Below are 15957 nucleotides of genomic sequence, written 5' to 3' on the forward strand. Positions count from 1 at the left end.
CCCGTGCTCGACCTCCTGGACCTGAACAACCGGGTCGCGGCCGGCGGCAGGGTGCCACCGTCGTCAAAAGCCCATAGCCTCCCTGACCTCGTCGAGGGTACGGATCGCGCGTTCGCGAGCACGCTCGTTGCCCACGGCCAGGATCTGCCTGACGTCGGCCTCGGTGTGCTCGCCGCGGCGTCGCCTGATCGGCCGCAGGAACTCGTTGACCGCCTCGGTGACCAGGCGCTTGAGCGCGGCGGCGCCGCCGTACCCGATCTCGTCGGCGATGTCCTGCGGCGGGCGGTCCAGGCAGAGGCCCGCCAGCGTGAGCAGGTTCGCCACCTCGGGGCGGTGCGTCTCGTCGTAGGTGATCAGCCGGTCGGAGTCGGTGCGCGCCTTACGGATCAGCGCGGCCGTCTCGTCCTCGGTGGCCGCAAGGTCGATCGCGTTGCCGCGGCTCTTGCTCATCTTGCCCCCGTCGAGCCCTTTGAGCAGCGGCCGCTCGCCCAGCATCGCCTCCGGTATCGGGAACACCTCGGCGTAGCGCTCGTTGAAGCGGCGCGCCACCAGCCGCGTCACCTCGACGTGCGGCAGCTGGTCCTTGCCGACGGGCACGAGCGTGCCCTTGCAGAACAGGATGTCGGCCGCCTGATGCACCGGATAGGTGAACATCAGGCCGCTGACCGCCTGCTGCGAGCTGTGCGCGATCTCGTCCTTCACCGTGGGGTTGCGGCGCAACTCGGCCACCGACACCAGGCTCAGGAACGGCAGCAGCAGCTGGTTGAGCTCAGGGATCGCGCTGTGCTGGAAGATCGTCACCTTGGCCGGATCCAGCCCGACGGCCAGGTAGTCGAGCAGTAAATCGGTGATGTTGCGCTGGATCTGGCCGGGCAGGTCACGATCGGTGATCACCTGGTAGTCGGCGACCAGGACGTACATCGGGTAGGCGTGCTGCAGTTTCACGCGGTTGGCCAGCGAGCCGAAGTAGTGGCCCAGATGCAGCCGGCCGGTCGGGCGATCGCCCGTGAGCACCACGTCGTTCATGAGGGTCTTCTCCTTTGAGGTCGATGCCGTCTCGGAGAGGACCCGCACACATATCCGAAGGGCCGTCCCGGAGACGGCCCACGCATGCGAAATCAGCGGCCGTCTGTCGGCCGCCACCACATGCAGATGCGTGTCATACACAAATTGTATCCACAAGTGATGTCAATTCCGTAACCCCTGCATTTGTTTAGCGTGTTCGCCTGCCCCGGCGACCATGATCTCGCCACTATGGTGCGGTCCCTTTACTGCCCTCTGGAGAGTTCATGTCTCGACGCACCATCGCCGGCGGCCTGGCCATAGCCGCGGCGATCACTGTCACCACCCTGCCTGCCGCGTCGGTCGCGGCGGAGCAGGTGTCGGTGAAGTTCCCGTCGGCCAGGTTCCCGCTGGGCGCCCGGCCCGTGCCGACCAAGACCATGACCGCCGTGACGCAGGGGATCGACCTCTACGACGTGAAGGCCGGCACCTCGACCGACGGCTACACCCTGACCGTACTGATGCCGAACGGCCGCGACTCGGGCACGCTCCCGAACGCCGAGACCAAGGTCGCCGAGGTGGAGGCCATCGGGGAGACCCCCAGCCTGCAGGAGATCGTGCGGCCCGCCGTGGCCGACTCGCCTGCCAAGACCGAGTACATGGTCCGGGTCGGCCTCTGGCCGCTCAAGGACAAGAAGAAGGCCGATAAGGCGGCCAAGAAGTTCGCGGACGCGGGGCTGAAGGTCAAGGTCGACTACCTCGGCGACGACGGGTTCAAGACCACCGGCCCGTGGAACGTCAAGGTCGTCATGATCGACGCCGCGACCTTCCGCGGCTCGTACGCCGCCTCGCTCGGCACCAGCGTCGCCAAGCGGGAGACCGTCTCGTCCATGACCAAGGCCGCCAAGGCCGTGGTCGGGGTCAACGGCGGCTTCTTCAACATCCACACCGCCAAGGAGCTGCGCGGCGAGCCCCTCGGTGCCTCCGTGGTGGGCGGCCGGCTGCTGAGCGAGGCCGTGCCCGGCCGTTCGGCCGTGGTGCTCAAGGGCCGCACGGCCAAGATCACCGAGCTGGAGACGAGGGTCACGGCGATCTCACAGGACGGCGAGCGGTCGGTCATCGGCGGCATCAACCGGGCCGCCGCGGTGGACGAGCTGGTGCTGTACACGGAGGAGTACGGAGCCAACACGCCCGCCGGCGGGACCGACGTCGTCATGGACGCCAACGGCAAGGTCATCGGCGTGCGGGTCTCGGGCGCGGCGGTGGCCAAGGGCACGCGGGTGCTGCACGGCAACGGCGTGGCCGGCGAATGGCTCAGCCAGCACGCCTGGCAGGACTGGACGGTCAAGGTCGACACCAAGGTCGTGGACCTGCGTACCAAGAAGGCCCTCGAGCTGACCCCGGACCTGCACGTGGTCGCGGGCGGCGTCGGCCTCGTCAGGAACGGCCAGGTGAAGATCACCGCCAAGCTCGACGGCCACGACTCCATGAACATGATCCTGCGCCGCCACCCGCGTACCCTGCTCGGGGTCACCAGGAATGGCAGCCTGATCCTGGCCACCATCGACGGCCGGCAGCCCGGGGTCACCGTGGGGGCGAACTTCCACGAGGCGGCTCAGTTCATGCGGTGGCTGGGCGCGCGGCAGGCCATCAATCTGGACGGAGGCGGGTCGACGGCGATGGTCGTCGGCAACAAGCTGGTCAACCGGCCGTCGGACGGGGCGGAGCGCGCCGTGGGCGACGCTCTGCTGGTCCTGCCGCAATAATCCTGATCCACTAGCTCGCTCGAGCACGTTGGTACGGGGCCCGTGTGAACGTCAGCGGACCCCGTACCCCGCTCACGGAGTTATTGGCAGTCCCACGCGCGGGCCCCACCCGTTGCGACCCCGCTTACGGGGCCACCGGCAGTCCTGTGTCCGGCTTTATCGCCTTCATCGCTACATGAGAGGTCACCTGCGCCACGCCCGGCAGCCCGGAGAGCGTCTCGGAGTAGAACCGCTCATAGGCGGCCAGGTCGGCCACGGCCACGCGCAGCAGGAAGTCGGGGTCGCCGAACAGCCGATGCGCCTCCACGACCTCCGCCATGCCGGCCACCTGACGCTCGAACTCGGCCACCGTGTCATGATCTTCATATCTCATGACCACCGTCACGAACGCCTGGAATCCCCGCCCCACCTCGGCCCCGTTCAGCAGCGCCCGGTAGCCGCGGATGACGCCGGACTCCTCAAGCCGGCGCACGCGGCGCAGGCACGGCGAGGGTGTGAGCCCCACCCGGTCGGCCAGCTCCGTGTTGCTGAGCCGCCCATCCTGCTGCAGCTCCTGAAGTATCCTGCGATCAATCCGGTCCACAGCGCAATATTCTGCCACTCCGGGCCTCTCAGCAGCATGGATCCACCATCGGGTGCCAACCCGTCTGGGCTACCGTCGCAAGGGTCACAGGGAGGTGGACCTTGTGGATCCCCGATTGCTGCTGCTCTTCCTGGGCATGGACGTGCTGCTGATCTTCACGCCGGGCCCGGACATGTTGTACGTGATGGCCCGCTCTCTCGGGCACGGCCGGCGCACCGGACTGACGGCGGTGGCCGGCATCTGCTGCGGCTACGCGGTGCACACCGTGCTGGCCGCGGCCGGGCTGGCGGCCACGTTGCGCGCCGTGCCCGCCGCCTTGCCCGTGATGCGCTACGCCGGCGCGGCATACCTGATCTTCCTCGCCGTCCGGACCCTCATGTCGCTGCGTCAGGTGGCGGGGCGGCCCGGCGTCGGCCCCGCCCCGGAGCAACCGACCGGTGCGGTGTTGCGGCAGAGCATGCTGACGGCCCTGCTCAACCCGAAGGGGCTGCTGCTCTACCTGTCGCTGATGCCGCAGTTCATCTCACCGGGTACGGGCGTGCCGCTGGCCGTGCAACTGACCGCGCTCGGGCTGCTGCACGTGGTGAACTGCGCCATTCTGTACGGTCTGATCGCCGTGGCCACGGCACGAGCGAGCCACGCCCTGACCGGCACACCGAAGGCCGCCCGTCGCATCTCGGCCGTGTCTGGCACGATGTTGCTCGTGGTTGCGGCCGCCACGCTCGGCGCCCACTAGGCCGGAGCATCTTCCCGCAACGCGCTCTCGCCCGCACAACGCAGAAAGGGCCCCGACACGTGATGTGTCGGGGCCCTTTCTATAAAGATTGTCCGGCGGTGACCTACTCTCCCACACCCTCCCGAGTGCAGTACCATCGGCGCGGGGAAGCTTAACTTCCGGGTTCGGAATGTAACCGGGTGTTTCCTTCCCGCCATAACCGCCGTAACCCTGAGAAACAGCCTGTTTGCTGTCTCAGAATTGCGTAGTGGACGCGAGCAACGACTAGAAAAGTCTGCTTTGTGGTCAAGTCCTCGGCCTATTAGTACCGGTCAGCTCCACGCGTTACCGCGCTTCCACCTCCGGCCTATCAACCCGGTCGTCTACCGGGGGCCTTACCCACTCTCGTGGTGGGAGACCTCATCTCAAGGCGAGCTTCCCGCTTAGATGCTTTCAGCGGTTATCCCTTCCGAACGTAGCCAACCAGCCGTGCACCTGGCGGTACAACTGGCACACCAGAGGTTCGTCCGTCCCGGTCCTCTCGTACTAGGGACAGCCCCTTTCAAGTCTCCTGCGCGCGCAGCGGATAGGGACCGAACTGTCTCGCGACGTTCTAAACCCAGCTCGCGTACCGCTTTAATGGGCGAACAGCCCAACCCTTGGGACCTACTCCAGCCCCAGGATGCGACGAGCCGACATCGAGGTGCCAAACCATCCCGTCGATATGGACTCTTGGGGAAGATCAGCCTGTTATCCCCGGGGTACCTTTTAGCCGTTGAGCGACACCGCTTCCACATGCCGATGCCGGATCACTAGTCCCAGCTTTCGCTCCTGCTCGACCCGTCAGTCTCACAGTCAAGCTCCCTTGTGCACTTACACTCGACACCTGATTGCCAACCAGGCTGAGGGAACCTTTGGGCGCCTCCGTTACTCTTTAGGAGGCAACCGCCCCAGTTAAACTACCCACCAGACACTGTCCCCGATCCGGATCACGGACCAGGGTTAGACGTTCAAAACGACCAGAGTGGTATTTCACCAATGACTCCACCCGAACTAGCGTCCGAGCTTCCCAGTCTCCCACCTATCCTACACAAGACGCTCCAAACGCCAATGTCAAGCTGTAGTGAAGGTCCCGGGGTCTTTCCGTCCTGCTGCGCGTAACGAGCATCTTTACTCGTAGTGCAATTTCGCCGGGTCTGCGGTTGAGACAGCGGGGAAGTCGTTACGCCATTCGTGCAGGTCGGAACTTACCCGACAAGGAATTTCGCTACCTTAGGATGGTTATAGTTACCACCGCCGTTTACCGGCGCTTAAGTTCTCACCTTCGCCAACTTGCGCTGACTAAGCGGTCCCCTTAACGTTCCGGCACCGGGCAGGCGTCAGTCCGTATACATCGTCTTACGACTTCGCACGGACCTGTGTTTTTAGTAAACAGTCGCTTCCCCCTGGCCACTGCGACCCCCACCAGCTCACAGAGCTAGTCCGATCACCAGCAGAGGTCCCCCTTCTCCCGAAGTTACGGGGGCAATTTGCCGAGTTCCTTAACCACAGTTCACCCGATCGCCTTAGTATTCTCTACCTGACCACCTGAGTCGGTTTAGGGTACGGGCCGCCACAACACTCACTAGAGGCTTTTCTCGGCAGCATAGGATCATCCACTTCACCACAATCGGCTCGGCATCACATCTCACCCACAAGTGCTGCGGATTTGCCTACAGCACGGGCTACATGCTTACCCCAGGTCAACCATCGCCTGGGCTGGACTACCTTCCTGCGTCACCCCATCGCTTACCTACTACCCAATCAGGTCGAGCGTTCAGCCTCACCCACACTCCGAAGAGCGTTAGGGACTTAAGGACTCTTAGTATCAAGGGGTTCGATATGGGCGCATTGAAGCGGGTACGGGAATATCAACCCGTTGTCCATCGACTACGCCTGTCGGCCTCGCCTTAGGTCCCGACTTACCCTGGGCGGATTAGCCTGCCCCAGGAACCCTTGGTCATCCGGCGCGAGGGTTTCTCACCCTCGATTCGCTACTCATGCCTGCATTCTCACTCGCACAGCCTCCACAACTAGATCACTCTGCTGCTTCACCGGCTGCACGACGCTCCCCTACCCACCCAGACTACGTCTGAGTGCCACGACTTCGGCGGTGTGCTTGAGCCCCGCTACATTGTCGGCGCAGAATCACTTGACCAGTGAGCTATTACGCACTCTTTCAAGGGTGGCTGCTTCTAAGCCAACCTCCTGGTTGTCTCTGCGACTCCACATCCTTTCCCACTTAGCACACGCTTAGGGGCCTTAGTCGGTGATCTGGGCTGTTTCCCTCTCGACTACGAACCTTATCGCCCGCAGTCTCACTGCCACGCTCTCACTTACCGGCATTCGGAGTTTGGCTGACGTCAGTAACCTTGTCGGGCCCATCGGCCATCCAGTGCTCTACCTCCGGCAAGAAACACGTGACGCTGCACCTAAATGCATTTCGGGGAGAACCAGCTATCACGGAGTTTGATTGGCCTTTCACCCCTACACACAGATCATCCCCCAGGTTTTCAACCCTGGTGGGTTCGGTCCTCCACCCAGTCTTACCTGAGCTTCAACCTGCCCATGCGTAGATCACTCCGCTTCGGGTCTACAGCATGCGACTCAAACGCCCTCTTCAGACTCGCTTTCGCTACGGCTCCCCCACACGGGTTAACCTCGCCACACACCATAACTCGCAGGCTCATTCTTCAAAAGGCACGCAGTCACATCACACACAAGGCGAACCTCATGTAAGCTCCTACGGCTTGTAGGCACACGGTTTCAGGTACTCTTTCACGACCCCTCACCGGGGCACTTTTCACCTTTCCCTCACGGTACTCGTGCACTATCGGTCACCAGGGAGTATTTAGGCTTACCAGGTGGTCCTGGCAGATTCACACAGGATTTCTCGGGCCCCGTGCTACTTGGGATCCCCTCAAGAAGCCTTCAAGATTTCGCCTACCCGGCTCTCACGGTCTACGGCAGCCCTTCCCAGAGCTTTCAACTACCTCGAAGGTTTATCACTTCTTGCAGACTCGGCAGAGACTGCCAGAGGGTCCCACGACCCCGGACGTGCAACGCCTGCCGGCTATCACACACGCCCGGTTTAGCCTCATCCGCTTTCGCTCACCACTACTCACGGAATCACTCTTGTTTTCTCTTCCTACGGGTACTGAGATGTTTCACTTCCCCGCGTTACCACCAACCGCCCTATACATTCAGGCGGAGGCAACACCACATGACTGGTGCTAGGTTTCCCCATTCGGACATCCCCGGATCAACGTCTGGTTGGCGACTCCCCGAGGCTTAACGCAGCCTCCCACGTCCTTCATCGGCTCCTGATGCCAAGGCATCCACCGTGTGCCCTAAAAAACTTGGCCACAAAGATGCTCGCGTCCACTATGCAAATCTCAAACAACAAACAGCAACCGGATCCCAACCCGCAACCGCGAGCTGTTCACCGGTCCTGTGTCCGAAGAAACCGAGCGCAATGCCCGTTCCCTCAGGACCCAACAGTGTGTCCAGCCGGCACGCACCCCCACGATCCCCGTTCCCACTCCGCTGTCACCAGCGACGGTACTAACGGACGGACAATGCGTCCCTGCTGAGTAGCCAGTGCTCCACTAGTGAGCTGTCACCCCACCACACGTTCGGTGGCGATGGGTGAAGATGCTCCTTAGAAAGGAGGTGATCCAGCCGCACCTTCCGGTACGGCTACCTTGTTACGACTTCGTCCCAATCGCCAGCCCCACCTTCGACCGCTCCCCCCAGCAAGCTGGTTGGGCCACGGGCTTCGGGTGTTGCCGACTTTCGTGACGTGACGGGCGGTGTGTACAAGGCCCGGGAACGTATTCACCGCAGCGTTGCTGATCTGCGATTACTAGCGACTCCGACTTCATGGGGTCGAGTTGCAGACCCCAATCCGAACTGAGACCGGCTTTTAGGGATTCGCTCCACCTCGCGGTATCGCAACCCTCTGTACCGGCCATTGTAGCATGTTTGCAGCCCAAGACATAAGGGGCATGATGACTTGACGTCATCCCCACCTTCCTCCGAGTTGACCCCGGCAGTCCCCCATGAGTCCCCACCACCCCCGAAGAGGCGTGCTGGCAACATGGAGCAAGGGTTGCGCTCGTTGCGGGACTTAACCCAACATCTCACGACACGAGCTGACGACAGCCATGCACCACCTGTCACCCAGTCCGAAGAGGGCCCCATCTCTGGAGCTTTCCGGGTGATGTCAAACCTTGGTAAGGTTCTTCGCGTTGCGTCGAATTAAGCAACATGCTCCGCCGCTTGTGCGGGCCCCCGTCAATTCCTTTGAGTTTTAGCCTTGCGGCCGTACTCCCCAGGCGGGGCGCTTAATGCGTTAGCTCCGGCACGGAGATCGTGGAAGACCCCCACACCTAGCGCCCAACGTTTACAGCGTGGACTACCAGGGTATCTAATCCTGTTCGCTCCCCACGCTTTCGCTCCTCAGCGTCAGGTAAGGCCCAGCAAGCCGCCTTCGCCACCGGTGTTCCTCCTGATATCTGCGCATTTCACCGCTACACCAGGAATTCCACTTGCCCCTGCCTACCTCTAGCCGGCCCGTATCCACCGCAGACCCGCAGTTAAGCTGCGGGCTTTCACGGCAGACGCGACCAGCCACCTACGAGCTCTTTACGCCCAATAATTCCGGACAACGCTTGCGCCCTACGTATTACCGCGGCTGCTGGCACGTAGTTAGCCGGCGCTTCTTCTGCAGGTACACGTCAACTTCGTCCCTGCTGAAAGAGGTTTACAACCCGAAGGCCGTCATCCCCCACGCGGCGTCGCTGCGTCAGGCTTCCGCCCATTGCGCAATATTCCCCACTGCTGCCTCCCGTAGGAGTCTGGGCCGTGTCTCAGTCCCAGTGTGGCCGGTCGCCCTCTCAGGCCGGCTACCCGTCGTCGCCTTGGTAGGCCACTACCCCACCAACAAGCTGATAGGCCGCGAGCCCATCCCCAACCGAAAAACTTTCCACCACCACCCGATGCCGGAGGCGGTCGTATCCGGTATTAGACCCAGTTTCCCGGGCTTATCCCAGAGTCAGGGGCAGGTTGCTCACGTGTTACTCACCCGTTCGCCGCTCGAGTACCCCGAAGGGCCTTTCCGCTCGACTTGCATGTGTTAAGCACGCCGCCAGCGTTCGTCCTGAGCCAGGATCAAACTCTCCAAACAATGTCTGTCCGGATGAATCATCCAAGCAATAACCGTCAAAAATGACGGGGTCATACATGTGTGATGCACATGCACTGGCTTTTAACACACTGTTGAGTTCTCAAGAAACGGACGCGTTTTCCGGCGTTTCGTTTCGGTCTTGCGTTATGTCTTAATTCTTACATCCCCTCGAATTCCTGTCAAATTGACCGGACTCGCGAGAACTGCGGGAATTAAGTCGCGCCCCGTTTCCGGGACAACCCCTCTAACTTACCAGCCCTTGAGAGTGGACGCGAACGTCCACCGGAGTGGAGAAGTCTGGAGGCTGTCCCCGAAGCGAGGCCGGCGATCATGCCGTCCCCTCGGGACTGAAGAACTGTATGTGCGCCTCCCGGAACCGTCAAATCGGCGGTTCCGGCATCCGGCACCCGGGCATTCACACCGGGTAATCGCAAGGGAGCGCACGTGAACACTCTGCCCAGGGCACTCATCATCCTGGTGGGCATCGCCGGCGCGGTCATCACCCTGTTCGGGCTCCGGGAGGTCGCCTCGATCGCCGGCCCGGTCGTGCTGGCCCTTGTCCTCGTCATCGCCGTCGCCCCGGTGCGCGGCTGGCTCGATGCCCAAGGGTTGCCCGTCTGGGTGCAGGTCGCGGTGCCGTTCTCCGTCGTCGTGCTGGTGCTGCTGGCCATGGTGGGCATCCTGACGATCTCGGTCACCCAGCTGACGTCGCTGCTCCCGGCATACGGGAGCGAGTTCGAGCAGTTGCTCGCCGACGCGCAGCGGTGGGCGGCCACCTACGGGCTCGGCACCGATGTGTTCGACCGGGCGCTGGACGCGTTCGACCCGAGCCGGTTGTTCGAGCTCGCGCAGGGCCTGCTCGGGAGCTTGATCGGCGTGCTCTCGGCGAGCTTTCTCGTGGTGGTGTTGTTGCTGGCGATGTGTCTGGACGCGCCGGTGATGGCCAGAATTCTCACCGCAGGGGAAGAGAACAGACCCCAATTGGTGACGGCGCTCGCCACGTTCGCCCACAAGACGCGGCGCTATCTCATCGTCTCCACGGTCTTCGGGCTCATGAACGCGATTCTCGACGTGCTCGCGCTGTCGCTCCTCGACGTGCCGTTGCCGCTGCTCTGGGGGGTGCTGGCGCTGATCGCCAACTACATCCCGAACATCGGGTTCGTCATCGCGTTGCTGCCGCCCGCGATGCTCGCGCTGCTGGACGGCGGCGTGCGGACCATGGTGCTCGTCGTCATCGCCTATATCGTCATCAACGTCGTCATCCAGTCGTTCATTCTGCCCAAATTCCTGGGTGACGCGGTGGGACTCTCGACGACGATGACGTTCATCTCGTTGCTGGTGTGGACTCTGGTGCTGGGGCCGTTGGGCGCCATTCTGGCCATCCCGTTGAGTCTGCTCGCCCGGGCCTTGCTGATCGACAGCGACCCGAGCGCCAGGTGGGCCCAGGCGCTCGTGTCAGGCAGGCACCCGTAGGGGTGAGACCAGCCGTCCCATGGACACCCCGCTCAGCCGCTTGACGTCGTGGGACAGGTGGGCCTGGTCGGTGTAGCCGCTCGTGGCGGCGACCTCGGCGAGGGGCATGCCGGCGCGGGCGAGCCGCAGCGCGTGCTGGAAGCGGACGATGCGTTGCAGGGTCTTGGGCGCGTAGCCGAAGGCGGCCACGGCGCGGCGGTGCAGGTGGCGATCGCTGAAGCCGAGGTCCCAGGCCACTTCGGTCACCGTGCGCCCGGCCATGAGTGCCCTGGCGATGGCGGGCGCGGCAGGGTCGGCGGCGGCCGAACGGGACAGGCGCCGCTCGACGGCCGCGCGCATGGCTTCCAGACGCCATTCGGGCCGGGAGGCGCAGGACTCGTCGATCGGCAGACCGGGCAGAGCGGACAACGGGACCCGCTGGTCACGCAGCTCGTGGACCGGGGCCCCGAAGACGTCGCCGACCGCGCCGGGCTTGAACCGGATGCCGATGAAGGTGTCGCCTGCCGCCATGGCCGTGGGCATGGGGCCCGTGTCAGGTCCGGCCACGAACAGGCCCTCGGGGCCCCAGATGAGGTCGACGCAGGCGTCGGGCACCACGAGCTGGGTGGTGTCCGACTCGCTGACCTGGTGCCACACGCAGGCGACGCGCCCGGCGAGGTCCGGGCCGGGAGGCCGTTCCTCGTACATGGCTCCAACGTATGCCACCCCACCGACAGAACCTCAGGGCAGCCGCCCGTACGCGCGCAGCGTCTTCAGTCTCTGGACGGCGAGGTATCCGCCCCATTCGTGCTCGACCACCGGTGTCCAGATCAGCCAGTTGAGGCCCCACTTGTCGTCGTCGAATCGCGGGTCCATGAAGGCGTCGAGATGGGCGTCCAGGACGTCCTGGGTGAACAGCGGCAGCCGCAGCGGCTCCGGCGCGAAGTCCAGCGGGAAGTGCACCTCCCCCGGCGTGTCCGGATCCAACGCGACCGTGGCCAGGATGGCCTCGCGCAGCCGGGCGAACTCGGCCTCCGCCCGATCCCGCTCCGGGACCAGGTTCAGGAAGGTCACGATCGCGCGGGCTTCGTACGGGCTGGTCTCCTGAACGGCCGCGATGCGCGACCAGCAGAAGTCCGTGGCGGTGGCGAGCCAGGGGTGTGTGATGCCGTGCTTGTGCAGCAGTCCGGCGATCGACGCCGTGGGGATGAGGTTTCCAGGCGGATCGTCATCGGTCTGCCACCACGGCGCCCTCAAGGTGTCCCTGACCGACGGCAGGACGAACGGCACGCCTCCGTCGGCCGCCGTGACGCCGGCCAGGTAGTCGCAGGCGGCCGGCACCATCGGCGAGTCGAAGGCGGCGAGCTCGTCCAGGATCCAGAACGCGACCTCGACCGGTTCGGGCTGGCTGCCCGCGCCCCGCAGGTCGGGTTCGAGCGCGTGGCCGAAGCCGCCGTCGGGGTTCTGGTGGCAGCGCAGCACGTCCAGCGCCCGCTCCCGCGAGCCATCCCGGAACAGCGCCTCGAAGCGCAATCGGTCGATCAGCCTTCCGTGCAGCTGAAGATATGTCTCTGCCCGGTCCAGCACGTCCATGAGTCGCGGCCCTTCCCTCGTGGTCCCTCCGCGCGACGCTACCCTCGCCGCCCGGCGGCTCACTTGTAAGAATCGGACGCATGGAAGACGGAGTAGGTCGCCGGGGAGGTCACGGAGTGGCCAGGGCCTCGGTCGGCGACATCCTGGCGGCGCGTACGGCCGGGTAGAAGCCTGCGATGCCGCCGATCACGAGCGTGGCCAGCACGCCGCCGGCCATGGCCCAGACGGGCACGATCGCCGGCCAGCCCTGGAAACCCGCGTACGCCCCTGTCACTCCGATGCCGAGCAGCACGCCGCCGACGCCGCCGATGGCCGACAGCAGCAGCGACTCGGCCAGGAACTGGAGTCTGATCTGGCCCTTGGTCGCCCCCAGGGAGCGGCGCAGACCGATCTCGGCACGCCGTTCCAGGACCGAGATGACCATCGTGTTGGCCACGCCCACGCCGCCGACCAGCAGTGCGACGCCGCCGAGGCCGAGCAGGAGGGCGTTGAGCGTGGCGTCGGTGGCCTGCTTGGCGGCCAGCACATCGGAGGGCCTGGAGACCTCGACCTCGTTCGGCTTCTCGGGGTTGGCGGTGGCGCCGAGCACGTCGCTGACCGCCACGACGTGGTCTTCCTGCGCTCTGGCGTAAATCGTGGTCGCGTATCCGTCGAACTCCAGCCGTTCCTCCGCGACCGGCCAGCCGACGAGGGCGGCCGTGTCGAGCTCGGGCGCCAGCGGCGCGGGGGCGAGCACGCCGACGATGGTGAACCATTGGCCGCCGAGCCAGACCCGCTGGTCGGGGCCCGCCTGGACGACGCCGAGCCGGTCGGCGGCCTTGGCGCCGAGCACGGTGGCCGGGTAGCGGTGGGTGGCCGCGTTCAGCCAGGCGCCGCTGACCACGGTGACGCCGGTGTCCTGGAGCAGGTCGAGCCGGGCGGCGGTGACGGAGATGCTGCCGGTCTCGGCCGCGGGGATGTGGTCGTTGCGGTAGACCTTGGCGGGCGTCGTGCCGGTCGCGGTGACCGACGTGACAGGGGCGATCTGCCCGATCATGCCCTCGGCTTCGGCGGGCAGGTGGGACGCCTCACCGAACAGGGTCTGCCCCGGCGACACGGTGAGCAGGTTCGTGCCGAGCGCTTCCAGCTGCCGGTTGAGGTCCTCCTGGCTGGAGGCGGAGATGCCGACGACGCCGAGCATGGCGGCGATGCCGATGGCGATGCCCAGCGCGGACAGGAACACCCGCAGCGGTCTGGCCCGCAGTCCGGCCCCGCCGACTCTGACCACGTCGCGCGGGCGTAGGCGGGATGTTGTGAGCACTGTCATGTCCTGGCTCCCTCAACGAGTTCACTGCGCGCCTCCGGCACGACGCGGCCGTCGAGCATTTCGACCTGCCTGGGTAGGGAGGCGGCGATGCCGCGGTCGTGGGTGATGATGACCACGGTGGTGCCGGCCGCGTGCAGCTCGCGCAGCAGCTCCATCACACCGGCGCCGGAGCGGGAGTCCAGGTTGCCGGTCGGCTCGTCGGCCAGCAGCAGCTCCGGGTTGCCCACGACGGCGCGGGCGATGGCCACGCGCTGGCGCTCGCCGCCGGACAGCTCGTGCGGGCGGTGGTCGATCCGGTGCTCGAGACCGACGCGTTCCAGTGCCTCGTAGGCGCGCAGCCGCCGCTCGCGCAGCGACGGTCCCCCGTACAGCAGGCCGTCGGCCACGTTGTCCAGCGCGGGCACCCCGGAGGCGAGGTGGAACTGCTGGAAGACGAAGCCGATGGCGTTGCCGCGCAGGGCGGACAGCTGCTTGTCGGTGAGCGCGCTCACGTCGTGCCCCGCGATGCGGACGGTGCCGCCGGTCGGGCGGTCCAGGGTGCCGATCATGTTGAGCATGGTGGACTTGCCCGAGCCCGATGGGCCCACGATGCCGACGAGCTCGCCGTACTCGATGTCCATCGAGACGCCGCGGAGCGCGGCGACGCCGCCGTACAACTTGCTGACATCACGCAGTTCGACGATCACTTGGGCACCGCCACGGTCATGCCCTCGTCCACGCCGGTGACCTCGACCTTGCCGTCGGCGAACATGCCGGTCTCGACCGGGACGTAGCGCGTGGACGAGCCCTCCACGACCTGCACGCCGTAGCCGCCCTCGGCCAGCGCGACCAGCGCTCCGACGGGCACGGCCAGGACGTTCTCGCGCTGCTCCGCGACGATCGTGACGTCCACGGGGGCGGCGTCGAACGACTTCTTCAGCCCGCTCACCGACACCGTGACCTCGACCGTGGTGGCGGTGTCGTTGCCGCTGCCGGTCTCGGTGGCGACCTTGCCGACGCTCGCGACCTTGCCCTTCACGGTGCTGCCGTCGGGCAGCTCGACGGTGGCCTGCCGGCCCTTCTTGACCAGGTGCTCGTCGGCCACGTCGAGGTTGACGAGCACCTCGCGGGTGGTGCCGGTGGCGGTGAGCACGGGGCCGCTCGCGGTGTCTCCGAGAGCCTTCTTCAGCTCGGCGACGCGCAGGGGGCCATCGGCGACGACGACGTCGCCGGGCTGGACCACGCCCGTGACGTCGTGGCCGAGGTCCTCCTGCCAGTCCTCGACGGCCTCCCTGGTGGCCCAGGTGAACTCGTTGTCGACGTCGAAGCCGGTGTAGCCGAGCTTGTCGAGGTTGCGTTCCAGCAGCTCGACGTCACTGCCCGTGACGCCGTCCTGCAGGGTGCGGTAGAGGGGCATGTCGCCGTACAGGAGGGGGCGGCGGTCGGCGTCCTCGCTGTAGACGCCGCGGCCTCGGGTGATGGTGGAGCCCTCGCCGGGGAGCCAGGTGATCGTGCCCTGGGACTTGGCGGCGATGGTGATCGCGTCGCCGTAGCCGAGGCTGCCGTCCACGGTCGTGGTCTCGGTGAGGGTCGTACGGCTCACCGTGGCGGTGGCGGGGGGCGTGCGGGCGGCGGTGGTCGTACCGGCGACGTTGCCGCCGAAGCCCACGGCGGCAGCCGCGACGGCAGCGGCGAGCAGCGCGGCTCCGCCCGTCCAGGCCAGGACGCGCATCGGGCTGCGGCGGCGCGGTGGCAAAGCACGGGTGGCGCGCGCAGTCTTTTCCTCGATCTGGGTCACGTGGTCTCACCCGTTCTGGGGAACTTGTCCTGGCACGCGTCGAACGCCTTCTGGAACTGGGGGTCGTCGCGGTTGAAGTTGCGTCCTTCGCCGCTGCCCATGGTGCCGTCGGGGTTGGGGTCGGGCATGTCGACGCCGTTGTCGCGCATGCACTGGGCGAACTGCCGCATCTGCTCGATCTGCTCGGGGTTGAGCTGCGTGCGGTCCCTGGACGGCGCGTAGTCGCGGCAGGCCTCGATGGCCTTCTGGACCTTGTCCCTGTCGACGTCCTCGCCGAGCTGCCTGAGGCCGCCGCCGCCGTTGGGATCGGGGTCCTCCATGGGGATACCCTGCTCGCGCATGCACTGGGCGAACTTCATGCCCTGCTCCTGGGGGTCGGCGGTGCCGGTGGGCGTGGCGCCTGAGCTTGCCGGGGGCGGGGACGCGCTCCTGGATACGGAAGCGACTCCGGTGCTGCCCTGCTGGCCGGCGCAGCCGACGGCCAGTGCGGCGAGCAGGGCCGTCGCGACGATTGTCCGTTTCATGCTCCCGAATGT

Annotated in this window: 11 protein-coding genes and 3 rRNA genes; 3 read left to right on the forward strand and 11 right to left on the reverse strand. The window is 65.6% G+C overall.

Annotation, left to right across the window (positions count from 1 at the left end):
* Window positions 1–63: 63 nt before the first annotated feature.
* A complete protein-coding gene (gene trpS, locus OHA25_RS54600; RefSeq protein WP_327584716.1) occupies window positions 64–1026 on the reverse strand; it encodes a tryptophan--tRNA ligase in 963 nt (320 codons plus the stop codon).
* 263 nt (window positions 1027–1289) lie between these two features.
* Here trpS and OHA25_RS54605 point away from each other — a divergent pair, with 263 nt between their 5' ends.
* The gene (locus OHA25_RS54605) at window positions 1290–2768 is read left to right on the forward strand and encodes a phosphodiester glycosidase family protein (protein WP_327584717.1); all 1479 of its coding nucleotides are present in this window, start codon (window positions 1290–1292) and stop codon (window positions 2766–2768) included.
* Between the two features lie 124 nt (window positions 2769–2892).
* Here OHA25_RS54605 and OHA25_RS54610 read toward each other — a convergent pair whose 3' ends face one another.
* On the reverse strand, window positions 2893–3351 hold the full coding sequence (locus tag OHA25_RS54610; RefSeq protein ID WP_327584718.1) for an Lrp/AsnC family transcriptional regulator: 459 nt from the start codon (window positions 3349–3351) through the stop codon (window positions 2893–2895).
* A gap of 103 nt (window positions 3352–3454) precedes the next feature.
* Here OHA25_RS54610 and OHA25_RS54615 point away from each other — a divergent pair, with 103 nt between their 5' ends.
* The gene (locus tag OHA25_RS54615; RefSeq protein ID WP_327584719.1) at window positions 3455–4087 is read left to right on the forward strand and encodes a LysE family translocator; all 633 of its coding nucleotides are present in this window, start codon (window positions 3455–3457) and stop codon (window positions 4085–4087) included.
* Between the two features lie 90 nt (window positions 4088–4177).
* On the opposite strand, the gene rrf is transcribed toward OHA25_RS54615, so the two are convergent.
* From rrf to OHA25_RS54630, 3 genes are all read right to left on the reverse strand, one after another.
* Window positions 4178–4294 (reverse strand): 5S ribosomal RNA (gene rrf / locus OHA25_RS54620).
* A gap of 74 nt (window positions 4295–4368) precedes the next feature.
* Window positions 4369–7470: ribosomal RNA gene (locus OHA25_RS54625) — 23S ribosomal RNA — on the reverse strand.
* 300 nt (window positions 7471–7770) lie between these two features.
* Window positions 7771–9293, reverse strand: a 16S ribosomal RNA gene (locus OHA25_RS54630).
* The 16S, 23S and 5S rRNA genes sit together here, the layout of an rRNA operon.
* Window positions 9294–9737: 444 nt before the next feature.
* Between OHA25_RS54630 and OHA25_RS54635 the strand changes: the two genes are divergently transcribed.
* Window positions 9738–10766: an AI-2E family transporter gene (locus tag OHA25_RS54635; protein WP_327584720.1), complete on the forward strand. Its 1029-nt coding sequence runs from the start codon at window positions 9738–9740 to the stop codon at window positions 10764–10766.
* Here the strand turns inward: OHA25_RS54635 and OHA25_RS54640 are convergent.
* From OHA25_RS54640 to OHA25_RS54665, 6 genes are all read right to left on the reverse strand, one after another.
* On the reverse strand, window positions 10749–11453 hold the full coding sequence (locus OHA25_RS54640) for a helix-turn-helix transcriptional regulator (protein ID WP_327584721.1): 705 nt from the start codon (window positions 11451–11453) through the stop codon (window positions 10749–10751). The two genes, OHA25_RS54635 and OHA25_RS54640, sit on opposite strands and share 18 nt — an antisense overlap.
* 33 nt (window positions 11454–11486) lie before the next feature.
* The gene (locus OHA25_RS54645; RefSeq protein ID WP_327584722.1) at window positions 11487–12338 is read right to left on the reverse strand and encodes a hypothetical protein; all 852 of its coding nucleotides are present in this window, start codon (window positions 12336–12338) and stop codon (window positions 11487–11489) included.
* A gap of 109 nt (window positions 12339–12447) precedes the next feature.
* A complete protein-coding gene (locus OHA25_RS54650; RefSeq protein ID WP_327584723.1) occupies window positions 12448–13644 on the reverse strand; it encodes an ABC transporter permease in 1197 nt (398 codons plus the stop codon).
* Window positions 13641–14327 carry an ABC transporter ATP-binding protein gene (locus OHA25_RS54655; RefSeq protein ID WP_327591187.1) on the reverse strand — a complete coding sequence of 229 codons (687 nt, stop codon included), beginning with the start codon at window positions 14325–14327 and terminating at the stop codon, window positions 13641–13643. The genes OHA25_RS54650 and OHA25_RS54655 overlap by 4 nt, the downstream gene beginning before the upstream one ends.
* Window positions 14327–15421: a peptidoglycan-binding protein gene (locus OHA25_RS54660; protein WP_327584724.1), complete on the reverse strand. Its 1095-nt coding sequence runs from the start codon at window positions 15419–15421 to the stop codon at window positions 14327–14329. The genes OHA25_RS54655 and OHA25_RS54660 overlap by 1 nt, the downstream gene beginning before the upstream one ends.
* Window positions 15418–15945: a hypothetical protein gene (locus OHA25_RS54665; RefSeq protein ID WP_327584725.1), complete on the reverse strand. Its 528-nt coding sequence runs from the start codon at window positions 15943–15945 to the stop codon at window positions 15418–15420. Before OHA25_RS54665 ends, OHA25_RS54660 begins: the two co-directional genes overlap by 4 nt.
* Window positions 15946–15957 lie beyond the last annotated feature (12 nt).

Origin of the sequence: Nonomuraea sp. NBC_00507, from assembly GCF_036013525.1 — a bacterium.
Classification (GTDB): domain Bacteria; phylum Actinomycetota; class Actinomycetes; order Streptosporangiales; family Streptosporangiaceae; genus Nonomuraea.

Bases quoted from the DNA above. Each gene is read 5' to 3' on its own strand.
- trpS (WP_327584716.1), bottom strand. From the start codon at position 1,026: ATGAACGACGTGGTGCTCACGGGCGATCGCCCGACCGGCCGGCTGCAT.
- OHA25_RS54605 (WP_327584717.1), top strand. From the start codon at position 1,290: ATGTCTCGACGCACCATCGCCGGCGGCCTGGCCATAGCCGCGGCGATC.
- OHA25_RS54640 (WP_327584721.1), bottom strand. From the start codon at position 11,453: ATGTACGAGGAACGGCCTCCCGGCCCGGACCTCGCCGGGCGCGTCGCC.
- OHA25_RS54645 (WP_327584722.1), bottom strand. From the start codon at position 12,338: ATGGACGTGCTGGACCGGGCAGAGACATATCTTCAGCTGCACGGAAGG.
- OHA25_RS54650 (WP_327584723.1), bottom strand. From the start codon at position 13,644: ATGACAGTGCTCACAACATCCCGCCTACGCCCGCGCGACGTGGTCAGA.
- OHA25_RS54665 (WP_327584725.1), bottom strand. From the start codon at position 15,945: ATGAAACGGACAATCGTCGCGACGGCCCTGCTCGCCGCACTGGCCGTC.